This is a genomic window from Nocardiopsis rhodophaea, assembly GCF_039530945.1.
GTDB classification, from domain to species: domain Bacteria; phylum Actinomycetota; class Actinomycetes; order Streptosporangiales; family Streptosporangiaceae; genus Nocardiopsis_C; species Nocardiopsis_C rhodophaea.
The window spans coordinates 176,504-189,538 of the sequence record NZ_BAAAPC010000009.1; the positions used below are offsets into that span (position 1 = coordinate 176,504).

The following is a 13,035-nucleotide window of genomic DNA, read 5'->3' on the forward strand; positions in this document are numbered from 1 at the left end:
GACAGCGCCGCCGACCGGCCGCCGCTCCCCGGCCCGGGACAGGACGGCCATGGGTGGCGAGGGCGGCGCACGCCTCCGACCACCCCGCTCCCCCTGTTCCCATCGGACCCGCTGATTCGCGGCCAGCGTCCTGGCCGTGCCGCCCCCGGGGTGGTGTCATGAAATCAAGCGCACGTCTGCGCCGCACGCGTCGCTTCCAGGGAGGCAACGGTGGTACCCGAAGGCGCGCAGGTCCCCATCGATGAACTCTCGGCCGTGCTCTTCGACGTGGACGGTGTCATCACCGACACTGCCTCGGTCCACGGCGCCGCGTGGAAGCTCGTCTTCGACGAGGTTCTGCGCTCCCACCGCGATCCGAGCGGGTCACCCCCGCGCCCCTTCGACCCCGGCCGGGACTACCTCAGGTTCGTCGACGGCCGGTCGCGGGCCGATGGCGTGCGCACGTTCCTGGCGTCGCGTGGCGTGACCCTGCCCGAAACCGCGACCTCCGACGCCCCCACCGTCGCGTCCGTAGCGGCCCGCAAGGACCGGTACTTCCGCGACCACATCCAGCGTTATCCCGTGCGCTCCTACCCCTCCACCGTCGCGTTGCTGCACCAGCTGCGCGGCGCGGGCATCGCCACCGCCGCCGTGTCGGCCAGCCGGAACTGCGCGGCCGTCCTGCGCTCCGCCGACGTGGACGGCCTGTTCGACGCGCGCGTCGACGGGGTCGACGCCGCGCGGCTCCACCTCCCGGGCAAACCCGACCCGGCGCTGTTCCTGGAGGCGTCCCGGAGGCTCGACGTGGCCCCGGAGCGCGCCGCCGTGGTGGAGGACTCCCTGGCCGGCGTCGAGGCCGGGCGTCGTGGCGGCTTCGCGCTGGTGATCGGGGTGGACCGTGCCGGGCAGCGCAGCGGGCTGTATCGCCGCGGCGCCGACGTGGTCGTCGGCGACTTGGCCGAGCTCGACATCGTCCGGGCCGCCCCATGAGCGTGTGGCGACTGACCTACGACGACCTCTCCGCTGAGCACGCCGGCGTGCGGGAGGCGCTGTGCACGCTGGGCAACGGGTACTTCGCCACCCGGGGAGCGATGCCCGAGGCGCACGTGGACGGGTCGCGTCGCCCGGGGACCTATATCGCGGGCTGCTACAACCGGCTCGCCTCGACGGTCGCGGGACACGAGGTGGAGAACGAGGACCTGGTCAACGCCCCGGACTGGCTTCCGCTGACGTTCCGGGCCGCAGACGGCGCCTGGTTCACCACCGAAGACGCGGTCGACCACCGCCAGGAACTGGACCTGCGGCGCGGCGTGCTCACCCGCACGTGCCGGGTGCGCGACCGCGCGGGCCGGGTGACGCGGCTGACCCAGCGGCGCCTGGTCTCGATGGCCGATCCGCACATCGCCGCGCTGGAGACGGCCCTCGTCCCGGAGAACTGGAGCGGGCGCCTCACGGTGCGCTCGGCGCTGGACGCGCGTGTGCGCAACGAGGGCGTGGCGCGGTACGCCATGCTGCGCGGTGACCACCTGCGTCCCGTGGAGTCCGGCTATGACCGCCTCGGTCCCGGGGACGCCTGCCGCATCTGGCTGCGCGCCGAGACCGTCACGTCACAGATCCGCATCGCCTTGGCCGCCCGGACCACGACCGTTCCGGAGCCGCCCGGCGGCGCCGTCCCCCAGCGCCCGGCCATGGGCACCGCCGATGGGTGGGTCGCCTGTGAGCCGTGCGTCGACCTCGTCGAGGGGCGGCGGGTCACGGTGGAGAAGGTGGTGGCGCTCTCCACGTCGCGCGACCACGCCATCAGCGACTGCCTGACCGCGGCCCGTGAGGCGGTCGCGCGGGCGGGATCGTTCGACGAGGTGCTGCGGCGCCACACCGCCGCGTGGGAGCGGATCTGGCGGTTGTGTGCCGTGGACATCGGCGGCGCGGAGGGCCAGCTGGCGCTCAACCTGCACATCTTTCACCTGCTGCAGACCGTGTCGCCGCACACCGCTGACCGGGACGTGGGGGTCCCAGCGCGTGGCCTGCACGGCGAGGCGTACCGCGGGCATGTCTTCTGGGACGAGCTGTTCGTCTTCCCCTTCCTCGATCTGCGCGATCCGCTGACCGCGCGGGCACTGCTGCGCTACCGCTGGCGCCGCCTGCCCCAGGCGCGGGCGGCGGCGCGCGCCGCGGGGCTGCGCGGGGCGCTGTTCCCCTGGCAGAGCGGCAGCGACGGCCGGGAGGAGACCCAGCGCCTGCACCTCAACCCCCGGTCGGGCCGGTGGGTGCCGGACCATTCCCACCTGCAGCGCCACGTCGGCATCGCGATCGCCTACAACGTCTGGCAGCACTATCAGGTCACCGGCGATACGGCGTTCCTCGCCGACTTCGGGGCGGAACTGCTGCTGGAGATCGCCCGCATGCTGGCCTCGCTCACCGAGTTCGACGAGGACATGGGCCGCTATCGGATCCGCGGTGTCATGGGGCCCGACGAGTACCACGACGGCATGCCCGACCGGGAGGAGCCCGGGCTCGACGACAACGCCTACAGCAACGTCATGACGGTGTGGGTGCTGCTCCGGGCGCTCGACGCGGTGGCGGCCCTGCCCCAGTGGCGGAGGCGCGAGCTGCGGGAGGCCCTGGAGATGGCGCCCGACGAGCTGGCGGAGTTCCGCCGGATCACCGAGCGGATGCGCGTGGTCTTCCATGACGGGGTCATCAGCCAGTTCGACGGCTACGCGGGGCTGGACGAGCTGGACTGGGAGGGCTACCGCGCCGCCTACGGCGACATCCGCCGCCTCGACCGGATTCTGGAGGCCGAGGGCGATACGTGCAACCGGTACCGGGCGTCCAAGCAGGCCGACGTGCTGATGCTGTTCTTCCTGCTGCCGCCCGACGAGTTCGCCTCGATCCTGCGTCGCCTGGGCTATGCGTGCGACCCCGGCCTCATAGGGCGGACGATCGACTACTACCTGGCCCGCACCTCGCACGGATCGACACTGAGTTCGGTCGTGCACGCGTGGGTCCTGGCCCGCACCGACCGCGAATCGTCCTGGCGATTCTTCTTGGAGGCGCTGCGCTCGGACATCGAGGACGTGCAGGGAGGGACGACCGCCGAGGGCATCCACCTGGGGGCGATGGCGGGGACGGTGGATATCCTCACCCGCTGCTACACCGGACTGGTCGCGGCGCGGGGGGTCCTCCGGCTGGACCCGCTCCTGCCGTCGGGGCTCGACCGGCTCGCCTTCCGGATCCGCTACCGAGGGCACTGGGGCATCGCGGTCGCCGTGTGCGAGGACCGGGTGGAGGTCACCGTGCCGCGCTCGGACGAGCCGCCGATCGAAGTGGAGCTCGCCGGACACAGGTTCACCGTCACGCCGGGCAGCCGTCGGGTGTTCCGACTGCCCTCCACGCAGGAGGAACCGGCCGGCGGGTGAAGGGGCGCCGGTCCTGTCCGGCCGTGCGCGGGCGGCGGCCGGACTCCTGGCGTCCGGATCACCGCGGACCGCACCACCGGGCGCAGCGTCCGCTCGCGATAGGGGCCCTGACCACGGCCCCGACGGTCACGATGCCCGGCACCTGACACATCCTGTCCGGAACTCGGGCGATACTGGGCCCATGCGCGCCAGTCGACTACTCTCCCTGCTCCTCCTTCTGCAGAACCGGGGCCGGATGACGGCGGCCCGGCTCGCCGAGGAGCTGGAGGTCTCGGAGCGCACCATCTACCGGGATGTGGAGTCGCTCAACGCCGCGGGCGTCCCGATCTACGCCGACCGGGGCACCGGCGGCGGGTACAGCCTGATGGAGGGCTACCGGACCCGGCTCACCGGCCTCACCGAGGGCCAGGCCGAATCGCTGTTCCTGACCGGGGTGCCCGGGGCCGCCGCCGAGCTCGGGCTGGGCGCCGAGATGGCCGCGGCCAACCTCAAGCTGCTGGCCGCGCTCCCCGAGGAGATGCGTGAGCGCGCCGAGCGCGTGCGTTCCCGCTTCCACCTGGATGCTCCCGCCTGGTGGCAGGATCCCGACCCGGTCCCCCACCTGTCGGCCCTCGCCACAGCGGTATGGGCGGAGCACACGGTCGAGGTCGCCTACCGCCGCTACGACGGGTGCCACGTGCGACGGACATTGGACCCCCTCGGTCTGGTGCTCAAGGCTGGGAGCTGGTACTTCCTCGCCCGCCCGCACGCCGCGCGTCCGGAGCGCGCGCGAGAGGACAGCGACCGCCCACCGACCCGGCAGGTGCGCACGTTTCGGGTTACGCGCATCGAGGAACTCGCCGACACCGGGGTTGTGTTCCAGCGGCCCGAAGGCTTCGATCTGGCCGAGCAGTGGGCGATCTGGTCGCGCGACTTCGAGGAGAGCCGGCACTCCCTTCGCGCCCGGGTGCTCCTCACGCCGCGCGGGCTCGAACTGGTGCGGGCACTGTCCAGCGCCATCACCGCCGCCGGGACCTGCGGAGCCGAGCTGGGCGAGGACGGCCGCTACAAGGTCGAGCTGCGCGTCGAATCGGTCGAAGTCGCGGTCTCGGAGTTCGTGCGGTACGGCCCCGAGATCGAGGTCCTCGGCCCGCCCGAGCTGCGCGCCCGCCTCGCCGAATTCGCCCGCGCCACCGCGGCGGTCTACGAAGAGACGGCCACGTGAGCCGCACGACATCCACAACCCTTTTGACCCTCCAGTGAGGGGAGACGCCACCGTGGTGTCCATGGAAACGCAACACGGCCGGCACTCCATCGGTGAACTGGCCAAACTCACCGGGTTGACGGTCAAGACCATCCGGTTCTATTCGGATGAGGGCATCGTCCCGCCGTCGGACCGCAGTGCGGCCGGGTACCGGCTCTACGACGCCGAGTCCGTGGCCCGCCTGGAGTTGGTGCGCACGCTCCGCGACCTGGGCATCGACCTGGCGACGATCCGGGCGGTCCTGGAGCGGAAGGCCGACATCCAAGCGGTGGCCACCGCGCACGCTGACGCGCTCGACGTGCAGATCCGCGTGTTGCGCGTGCGCCGGGCCGTGTTGCGCACCGTGGCCCATCGGACCCCAACAGAACGGGAGCTCTCACTAATGAACCGACTCGCCCAGCTCTCCGCCGAGGACCGGCAGAGCATTATCGACGACTACCACGAAGCCGTCTTCGGCGGCTTGGAGGCGGATGACGCGGTCCAGCAGAAGTACCGCGCCGTGGCCCCGGCGCTGCCGGACGATCCCACCCCCGAACAGGTGGACGCCTGGGTGGAACTGGCCGAACTGCTCCAGGACCGGTCGTTCCGTCAACGCAGCCGGGAAATGGCCGTGGAGAGCACCCGCGCGCGCACCGAGGGCGCGTCCGAGTACCCGTCCCCGGCGCAGCAGGACCTCGCCGACCAGGTGACGTCCGCCGGCCGTTCGGCCCTCGCCGCCGGAACGGCTCCGGACTCCGCCGAGGGCCAGGCCGTTGTCGAGGAGCTGATGCCCGCGATCATCGGTGTCTACGGCGGCCCCGATTCCCCGTCACGTCGCACAGAAATCGCCGAAGAGATGTCCGTCTTCGCCGATGCCCGCGTGGAGCGCTACTGGCAGCTGCTGGTCATCATCAACGGCTGGCCCTCGTTCGAGCCGCGCGTGCCTGCCTGGGAATGGCTCATCGCGGCCCTGCGTGCGGGGAGCGCCCAGTAACCAGCGATGCCGCGGAAACCGGAATGGGGTGCCAGTGACCCGGTGCCCCATTCCGGAGGGGAGAGCCGACCGCTTTCCCCGCGTCCCTCCTTCCGTTGATCTCAGGAGAACGGACGGAGGGGTGACCGACGAGGCCGAAGGAGTTCCCCTTAACTACCGGGGGAGGGAGTAATTCGGCCGCTGGCCGCCGCTGCCGTCAGCGCCAATACCGGCCACCGACACCGTCGCCCCTGCAGGCCGTGAACCACAGGCCCGTAGATCGGATACCGCCGCTTGCGATAGGACGTCACCCGCGTGGATGTCGGCGCGCAAGGGGCAACACCCCACAGAAAGCCAATGTAATTCCACCCCCCGCCGAAATGCCCTGAATATCGAAATTTCGAAACCCCAGGCACCAATCGAACAGAATCGGGCAGCGGGAATGTTTGACCATTTCCCCGACGAAGATAGAGAGCGCAGCACATTCCCTTTTTCGTGTGCTGGTTCGCGCAGTGGCCGTATCAGCGTCAGGGCCTGGCCGCCTCGGACGGCGCGCCGCTGCGTGCTGCGGTCGCATTGTCCCCCGCGTCGTCGCCGGAGTGATCTGCCGCGCCGACCTGCCGCGGGTGCTTCCAGACCGCTACCAGCACAAAGGACACGGTGACCAGCAGTGCCCACGCGCCGAACTTCGAGGGGTGGACCATCGCCCACGCGTCGACCTGGTGGGGGTAGCGCCATGCGCCCAGAAGGGTGGAGATGTTCTCCGCTACCCAGAGGAAGAAGCCGATCAGCACGAAGGACAGCGCCAATGGCATCCGGTAGCGGACCCTGCCCACGGTGAAGTACACCCAGCCGCCCCATGTCACGACGACCATCGCCACGGCGAGCGGCAGGCGCGCGTCGGGTAGCCAGTGGTGGGTCAGAAAGTTCACGTAGATCAGCGCGGCGACGACGCCCGTTGCCAGCGGCCGGTAACCGCTCAGTCTCAGGTCGAGCAGTTTCCACGCGCGCACGACGTAGCTGCCGACGGCCGCGTACATGAATCCGCTGTACAGCGGGACCCCGCTGATCTTGGTCCAGGCGTCCTCAGGGTAGCTCCACGACCCCATGTGCACTTTGAAGAGCTCGAACACGAGGCCAACGACGTGGAATCCGAGGATCGCGAGGACGTCGCGCCCGGTCTCAAGGCGCAGTCCCCAGAAGATGGCGGTGAGCGCGATGCCGTAGACGAGGAGCGCGTCGTAGCGCGCGATCGGCAGGGGGATCACCGATGATGCGGCCAGTCCGATGAAGATTCCGACCGCGAACGCGCACGACCATGCCTCCAGGAGGCCGAACCGCACCAGCTGGGCGATGCGGTGTGTCCATCTCTCCACGCACGTCTCCTTCTGCTCACCGCGATCGGTTCGACCGCCCCGTGGGGTGGGACGTGCCGCCGCGGCGAGCGGATCACGGGGGTGTTCGTCGCGGCAGCGTCGCTTACCGGCCACATCCGGACAAAAGCGGAACGGCGGACAGCAGCGAAAGGGGAGGCGACCTGGTCCTGGACGCGCGAACGCGTTCGCGTTCCGGCCGATGGCAGGGGCTGCGCGGTGGGGCTCCGGGCGGGGCGGCGGTTGAGCCCGCCGCACGGCGATCGACCGTCTGGTCAGCCGAAGAATCCGTAGGAGTACAGCGCTCCGTTCGTCGCCGCGATCACGAGGACGGCCAGCACCGCTCCCGTCATAAAGGAGGTGCGCAGGGACCGGATGAGGTACTCCAGCCCCATCAGGTTGTTCAGCAGGAAGTAGCCGAGGAACATCGCGTGGAAGAAGCCCTCTTCGCTGAAAATGCCCGGGTGGAAATAGCGCGTTCCACTCCACATCTGCGAGGTGGTGATCCACTCCCACGCATACGAGGCACCCCACCCCAGCGGAATCTGGATGATGGGGATGATCAGCAGGGGCAGGAGCTTGACGAAGCTCCACAGACTCGGCTGGCTGGCGCGGCGGGCCTGCAACTGCGCGCGACGGGCGGCGGCCTGCTCCGCGCGGATCCGCTCCTGGTGCGCCCGTTCGGCTTCCTGCCTTCGCCGCTGCTCCTCCTGCCGCTGGCGCTGTTCTTCCTGCATCCGGCGGCGCTCATCCGCCTCCGGGTGGTGGCGCCACGGCTGTTCTCCCTGCCATCGCTGCTGCTCGGTCTGGCGGGAGTGGGCGGAGGGGGCAGGCGAACCGCTGCCCCGGTACAGGTCGGCGTAGGCGTCGTCCCGACCGGCCGGCGGCATCGCCGCGGTGGGCGGAGCGGAGCCCGCGTTCTGCCCCATGGTCGGACCCGTGTGCTGGCCGTAGGCCGCGGTGGGCGGCACAGCGCCCGGCTGCGGCCCGTAGGCCGCGGTGGGCGGAACCTGCTGGTGTGGGTAGCCCGTCGACTGCCCATAGGCGGCCGTCGGCTGGTACTGACCGGTCGGCTGCTGGGGGTACTGCGCCGTCTGCCCGGACCCAGCCCCCATGACCGAGGTCGCGTCGGCGCCACCCTGGACACCGCTCGGCCCGCCCACCGCGCGGGTGGCCTGGTCGTCGCCGAGCGCGTATCCCGCAGCAGCACCCGCGGCCGCCCCGGCGGCGGCCCCACCGAGGACCGAGGTCGCTCCCGACGCGTGGTTCGCGGTATCGGCCGGGGCAGCGGTCGGAGCGCCACTCAGCGCGGCGTTGACCTTGCCCACCTGGTCGCGGACGCCGCGCATGATGTCCGGGGGCAGCCAGGACTCGCCGATCGGCACGTCACCGAGCGCGTCCAGCAGGGCGCCGGGGTCGGGACGGCGTTGGGGGTCCTTGCTGAGGCAGGCCGCGACAAGGTTGCGCAGAGACGGCGGCACCGCGGAGATGTCGGGCTCGTTCTGCAGGACGCGCATGACCATGGTGGGCATCGCACCCTCGCCGAACGGGCCGGTCCCGGCGGCCGCGTAGACGATCACTGCCCCGTAGGCGAACATGTCGCTGCTCGGGCCCAGCGCCTCACCCTGGATCTGCTCGGGCGACATGAACCCGGGGGTCCCGATGATCGACTGCGTGGCGGCGGTACCGCTGGTGGCGCGGGCGATGCCGAAATCGATGACACGCGGGCCGTCCTCGGCCAGCAGCACATTGCCCGGTTTGAGGTCGCGGTGGATGAGCCCGACGCGGTGGATCTCGCTGAGTGCCTCGGCGAGACCAGTGGCCAGGACGCGCAGAGTGTGCTCGGGCAACCCCCCATAAGCACGCACCGCCTCGTCCAGCGGCAGCGACGGCACATAGGAGGTGACCAGCCAGGGGACCTCCCCGTCGGGGTCGGCGTCGATGACCGGGGCGGTGAAGGCGCCGCTGACCTGGCGGGCCGCCGTCACCTCGCGGGCGAAGCGCTCACGGAAGGAGGGGTCGGTGGCCAGGTGCGGATGAATGCGCTTGATGGCGACGGGACGGCCGCCGGCGGACCGGCCGAAGAAGACCTGGCCCATTCCTCCGGCGCCCAGCCGACCAATCAACCGGTACCGGCCGATCCTCTCCGGGTCACCGCTCTCCAACGGACCCACGTCCGCACCTCCGCAATAGCCGCCATGTCATCGAGGAATCCTTTGCGATCGTAGTCAAGGCCCGGAGTGCCTCGACCGCACAAGCGGGTATGCCCGACCGTTCACCAAGGATTCCACCGGGCCCCTAAGAGGCGGCCGGAACCCCCGAACGCGGGCCACGGTGCGGGCCAATCCCGGAAGCGCTGTGGGCGCCACGAGCGCGGCGGGGACAGGGATTCAGCCCAAGGGCGGCGCCGTTCGCGAGGGGTGTCGGCCGGCGGGGGGCGGAGCTTTCCTGCGGGGCTGGGCGCGCACCTCCCCGCCTCAACAGAAAGTTAGCGGTCATCACCACAGGTCACCGGCGTGGGGGCGGCTTCGGTGGAAAATCGGCGGCGCTGCCCTCTGGTCTGCGCCCCGCTGGGGATGTTGACTGGACGGCGTGGGCAGCCCCGTCCCCCGCGCAGGACGCATGACCGCGCGGTGGACGGAGTGCCCACGCCATAGTGGAGCGCCCACGCGCCGGATCCCGCACACGCTAGGAAACCCGAGGGGCGACAGGAAGGTGTTTCCTCCGGCCAGGGCCGCGCCCCGATCGTCAGGGGCGATCGGGTCGGGACCGAGCGTGTGCGTCCGCGCCACGCGCGTTACCCGCGTAGTCCGTGTCCCCCACCGACGGCGCGCGGCCGCGGGACGCTCCTTGTGCTCCGCCGCGCGTCCGAGCTAGGAGGCAGCTCGCAATGGCGATCTACACCGCACCCGGCCGTCACGGCAGCGTCATCGACTTCGCCCCGCGCTACGACAACTGGATCGGTGGAGAATGGGTGAAACCGGTCAAGGGCCGGTACTTCGAGAATCCCACGCCGGTCACCGGAGACGTCTTCACCGAGGTCGCGCGGAGCGACGCCGACGACATCGAACTCGCCCTCGACGCCGCGCACGCCGCCGCGCCCGCCTGGGCACGCACCCCGGCAGCCGAGCGCGCCAAAGTGCTGAACCGCGTCGCCGACCGGATCGAGCAGAACCTGGAGCGCCTGGCGGTCGCCGAGACGTGGGAGAACGGCAAACCCGTGCGGGAGGCGCTCGGCGCCGACATCCCGATGGCGGCCGACCACTTCCGGTATTTCGCCGGGGCGATCCGCGCGCAAGAGGGGACGCTTTCGCAGATCGACGATGACACCACGGCCTATCACTTCCACGAGCCGCTGGGGGTGGTCGCACAGATCATCCCGTGGAACTTCCCGTTGGTGCTGACCGCGTGGAAGCTGGCGCCGGCACTGGCCGCGGGGAACACCGCGGTGCTGAAGCCAGCGGAGCAGACCCCGGCCTCGGTTCTGGTGCTTATGGAGCTGATCGCCGATCTGCTTCCCCCGGGCGTGGTGAACGTGGTCAACGGCTTCGGTGTGGAAGCGGGCAAGCCCCTGGCGGCCAACCCGAGGGTGCGCAAGGTGGCCTTCACCGGGGAGACCACCACCGGGCGCCTGATCATGCAGTACGCGAGCGAGAACCTGATCCCCGTCACCCTGGAGCTGGGCGGCAAGAGCCCCAACATCTTCTTCTCCGATGTCGCCGCCGCCCACGACGACTTCTACGACAAGGCGCTGGAAGGTTTCGCCATGTTCGCCCTCAACCAGGGCGAAGTGTGCACGTGCCCGTCGCGCGCGCTGATCGAGGGGGCGATCTATGACTCCTTCCTCGGCGATGCGCTGGAACGCACGCGCGACATCAGGCAGGGCAACCCGCTGGACACCGAGACGATGGTCGGGGCGCAGGCGAGCAACGACCAGCTGGAGAAGATCCTGTCCTATATCGACATCGGCAAGCAGGAGGGCGCGAAGGTCCTCATCGGTGGTGAGCGGGTGGAATTGGAGGGTGAGCTGGCCGGTGGCTACTACGTCGCCCCGACCGTGTTCGAGGGCGACAACCGGATGCGGATCTTCCAGGAGGAGATCTTCGGGCCGGTGGTGTCGGTGACCCGCTTCGAGGACTATGACGCCGCCATCACCACCGCCAACGAGACCCTGTACGGCCTGGGCGCCGGGGTGTGGAGCCGGGACGCCACCACCGCCTACCGTGCCGGACGCGCTATCCAGGCCGGTCGGGTTTGGGTGAACAACTACCACTCGTACCCGGCCCACGCGGCTTTCGGCGGCTACAAGCAGTCGGGTATCGGACGCGAGACCCACAAGATGGCGCTGGACCACTACCAGCAGACGAAGAACATGCTGGTCAGCTACTCGGATAAAGCACTGGGACTGTTCTGATGGGCGCCGGCGACAGCGAGACGCGCGATGGCTGGGCGCCAGCGCCGGGCCGGGGGACAGCGCCGCACTCGCGGGTGGCCGCCTCCCCGGAGGCGGCGGCACTCCTGCGTACCCTGCGTGCCGAGCACGGTCCCCTGATGTTCCACCAGTCGGGCGGCTGCTGCGACGGCAGCTCACCCATGTGCTATCCGGCGGGGGAGTTCCGGACGGGTGCGGCAGATGTCCACCTGGGGGATCTGCGCATCGGTGCGCCCGATCCGGTCCCCGTGTGGATGTCCCGCGCCCAGTACGAGTACTGGAGCCACACCCACCTCACCATCGACGTCGTCCCCGGCCGAGGGAGCGGTTTCTCCCTGGAGGCGCCGACGGGGCGGAGGTTCATCATCCGCTCCCGCCTGCTCACCGAGGAGGAAACGGTAGCTCTGTCCTAGCGCGCGGCCATGCCAACGCTGCTCACTGCCCCCGGTCACCGGCGATTTCCGAGGTGGCGGTGGGCGGAGCGGAGGAGGCGGCGTACTGCGCTGCCCCGTGGCCGAGCGACCAGTCGTTCGACGCGTTCTCGGTCACAGTGACGAACACGTTGCGCGACTCGGTCCCCGCGTACGCGTGGGTGAGCTCGGCGATGCGCCGGTACAGCGCCTGCTTCTGCGCGGGCGTGCGTCCGGAGCGCATCGTGATCGCGACGTACACCATGCCGTCGTCGCGGTGCACACCGAAGTAGTCGTCGTAGCGCAGTGTGCTGCTGGTGCCGTCGTGACCGGTCAGCACCTGGAACCGGTCGTTGTGCGGGACGCCGATGGTCTCGACCAGGGCCTCGTGCACGGCACGGCCGAGCGCGTCGAGCCGGTCCCGGTCGGCACCCAGGGCGTCGATGCGGACGAAAGGCATGCCAGGGGTTCTCCTTGTCGAAGAGGGGTGGATCGTCGGCTCGTCACCGGCGAAGCAGGGCGAGGGCGCTATCGGTGGCCTGGGTGAACACGTTGGCCGATCCGGTGGCGCGGGCCAGGACGTAGCCGCCCTGCACTACGGCGGTCAGCGCGGCTGCCGTGGCCGCGGGGTCGATCCCGGCGTCGAGCTCCCCGTTGGCGCGGCCCTCCGCCAGTAGCTCGGCCAACCGGCCGGTGAGCCAGGCGAAGGTCTCCTCGACCGGTCGGCGCAGGCGCGGGTCGGCCATCACGTCGGGGTCCTGCGTGAGGCGGCCGACGGGGCAGCCCTTCAGGGCGTCCCGTTCCCGCCGCAGGTAGGTGCTGATCCGCTCGACCACGGTTCCGGGGCGGGTGAAATCGGCCTCCGCCCTGCTGCGCATGTCCTCGGCGCTGCGGCTGATCGCGGCGAGCGCGAGGTCGGGTTTGCCATGGAAGTGGTGGTACATGCTGCCCTGACCCGCTCCGGAGCGTTCCTGGATGGCCTTCGGGCTGGTGCCTACGTAGCCGCGCTCCCAGAGCAGCTCGCGTGTGCTCTCGATGAGGCGTTCCCTCGTGTCCATAAGCGCGACTATACATACTCGTAGGTACAGAAGCGCGGGAGCGGAAGCGCGCCTCCCGCACCCTCACGCCGCTCCGCCGACCGGGCCGCAGCGACCGGCCGGTCGACGCTAGGGATCGGATCGGGACGACCTGTTGCGGACGGGGCGCGGGCGAGCGCGCTCGCCCGCG

The 13,035-nt window shown here is 70.5% G+C and carries 10 protein-coding genes; 6 read left to right on the forward strand and 4 right to left on the reverse strand.

Translation table 11 applies throughout. From position 1 onward, the window contains the following. Window positions 1–210 precede the first annotated feature (210 nt). From ABD259_RS12355 to ABD259_RS12370, 4 genes are all read left to right on the forward strand, one after another. Window positions 211–969, forward strand: a complete 759-nt coding sequence (locus ABD259_RS12355) for an HAD family hydrolase (protein WP_344105896.1) — start codon at window positions 211–213, stop codon at window positions 967–969. Continuing rightward, a complete protein-coding gene (locus ABD259_RS12360) occupies window positions 966–3,398 on the forward strand; it encodes a glycoside hydrolase family 65 protein (protein ID WP_344162392.1) in 2,433 nt (810 codons plus the stop codon). The genes ABD259_RS12355 and ABD259_RS12360 overlap by 4 nt, the downstream gene beginning before the upstream one ends. A gap of 181 nt (window positions 3,399–3,579) precedes the next feature. Next, window positions 3,580–4,602, forward strand: a complete 1,023-nt coding sequence (locus ABD259_RS12365) for a helix-turn-helix transcriptional regulator (protein WP_344162395.1) — start codon at window positions 3,580–3,582, stop codon at window positions 4,600–4,602. A gap of 61 nt (window positions 4,603–4,663) precedes the next feature. Continuing rightward, window positions 4,664–5,614: a MerR family transcriptional regulator gene (locus tag ABD259_RS12370; RefSeq protein WP_344105902.1), complete on the forward strand. Its 951-nt coding sequence runs from the start codon at window positions 4,664–4,666 to the stop codon at window positions 5,612–5,614. A 506-nt stretch (window positions 5,615–6,120) separates the two neighbouring features. On the opposite strand, the gene ABD259_RS12375 is transcribed toward ABD259_RS12370, so the two are convergent. Together ABD259_RS12375 and ABD259_RS12380 are read right to left on the reverse strand one after the other, a co-directional pair. After that, the gene (locus ABD259_RS12375) at window positions 6,121–6,969 is read right to left on the reverse strand and encodes a DUF817 domain-containing protein (protein WP_344105904.1); all 849 of its coding nucleotides are present in this window, start codon (window positions 6,967–6,969) and stop codon (window positions 6,121–6,123) included. A gap of 272 nt (window positions 6,970–7,241) precedes the next feature. After that, window positions 7,242–9,140, reverse strand: coding sequence for a serine/threonine protein kinase (locus tag ABD259_RS12380; protein ID WP_344105906.1), 1,899 nt, complete (start codon window positions 9,138–9,140; stop codon window positions 7,242–7,244). 716 nt (window positions 9,141–9,856) lie between these two features. Between ABD259_RS12380 and exaC the strand changes: the two genes are divergently transcribed. Beyond that, window positions 9,857–11,380 carry an acetaldehyde dehydrogenase ExaC gene (gene exaC, locus ABD259_RS12385; RefSeq protein ID WP_344162398.1) on the forward strand — a complete coding sequence of 508 codons (1,524 nt, stop codon included), beginning with the start codon at window positions 9,857–9,859 and terminating at the stop codon, window positions 11,378–11,380. Further along, window positions 11,380–11,811 (forward strand): DUF779 domain-containing protein, encoded by a 432-nt coding sequence (locus tag ABD259_RS12390; RefSeq protein WP_412759485.1) that lies wholly within the window; start codon window positions 11,380–11,382, stop codon window positions 11,809–11,811. Before exaC ends, ABD259_RS12390 begins: the two co-directional genes overlap by 1 nt. A 22-nt stretch (window positions 11,812–11,833) precedes the next feature. Here the strand turns inward: ABD259_RS12390 and ABD259_RS12395 are convergent, their stop codons facing one another. Continuing rightward, window positions 11,834–12,268 carry a tautomerase family protein gene (locus ABD259_RS12395; RefSeq protein WP_344109003.1) on the reverse strand — a complete coding sequence of 145 codons (435 nt, stop codon included), beginning with the start codon at window positions 12,266–12,268 and terminating at the stop codon, window positions 11,834–11,836. A gap of 43 nt (window positions 12,269–12,311) precedes the next feature. Then, window positions 12,312–12,866 carry a TetR/AcrR family transcriptional regulator gene (locus ABD259_RS12400; RefSeq protein ID WP_344109005.1) on the reverse strand — a complete coding sequence of 185 codons (555 nt, stop codon included), beginning with the start codon at window positions 12,864–12,866 and terminating at the stop codon, window positions 12,312–12,314. Window positions 12,867–13,035 lie beyond the last annotated feature (169 nt).

Coding starts and splice junctions, on each gene's coding strand:
- ABD259_RS12365 (WP_344162395.1), top strand. CDS start 3,580: ATGCGCGCCAGTCGACTACTCTCCCTGCTCCTCCTTCTGCAGAACCGG.
- ABD259_RS12390 (WP_412759485.1), top strand. CDS start 11,380: ATGGGCGCCGGCGACAGCGAGACGCGCGATGGCTGGGCGCCAGCGCCG.
- ABD259_RS12400 (WP_344109005.1), bottom strand. CDS start 12,866: ATGGACACGAGGGAACGCCTCATCGAGAGCACACGCGAGCTGCTCTGG.
- ABD259_RS12370 (WP_344105902.1), top strand. CDS start 4,664: ATGGAAACGCAACACGGCCGGCACTCCATCGGTGAACTGGCCAAACTC.
- ABD259_RS12360 (WP_344162392.1), top strand. CDS start 966: ATGAGCGTGTGGCGACTGACCTACGACGACCTCTCCGCTGAGCACGCC.
- ABD259_RS12395 (WP_344109003.1), bottom strand. CDS start 12,268: ATGCCTTTCGTCCGCATCGACGCCCTGGGTGCCGACCGGGACCGGCTC.
- exaC (WP_344162398.1), top strand. CDS start 9,857: ATGGCGATCTACACCGCACCCGGCCGTCACGGCAGCGTCATCGACTTC.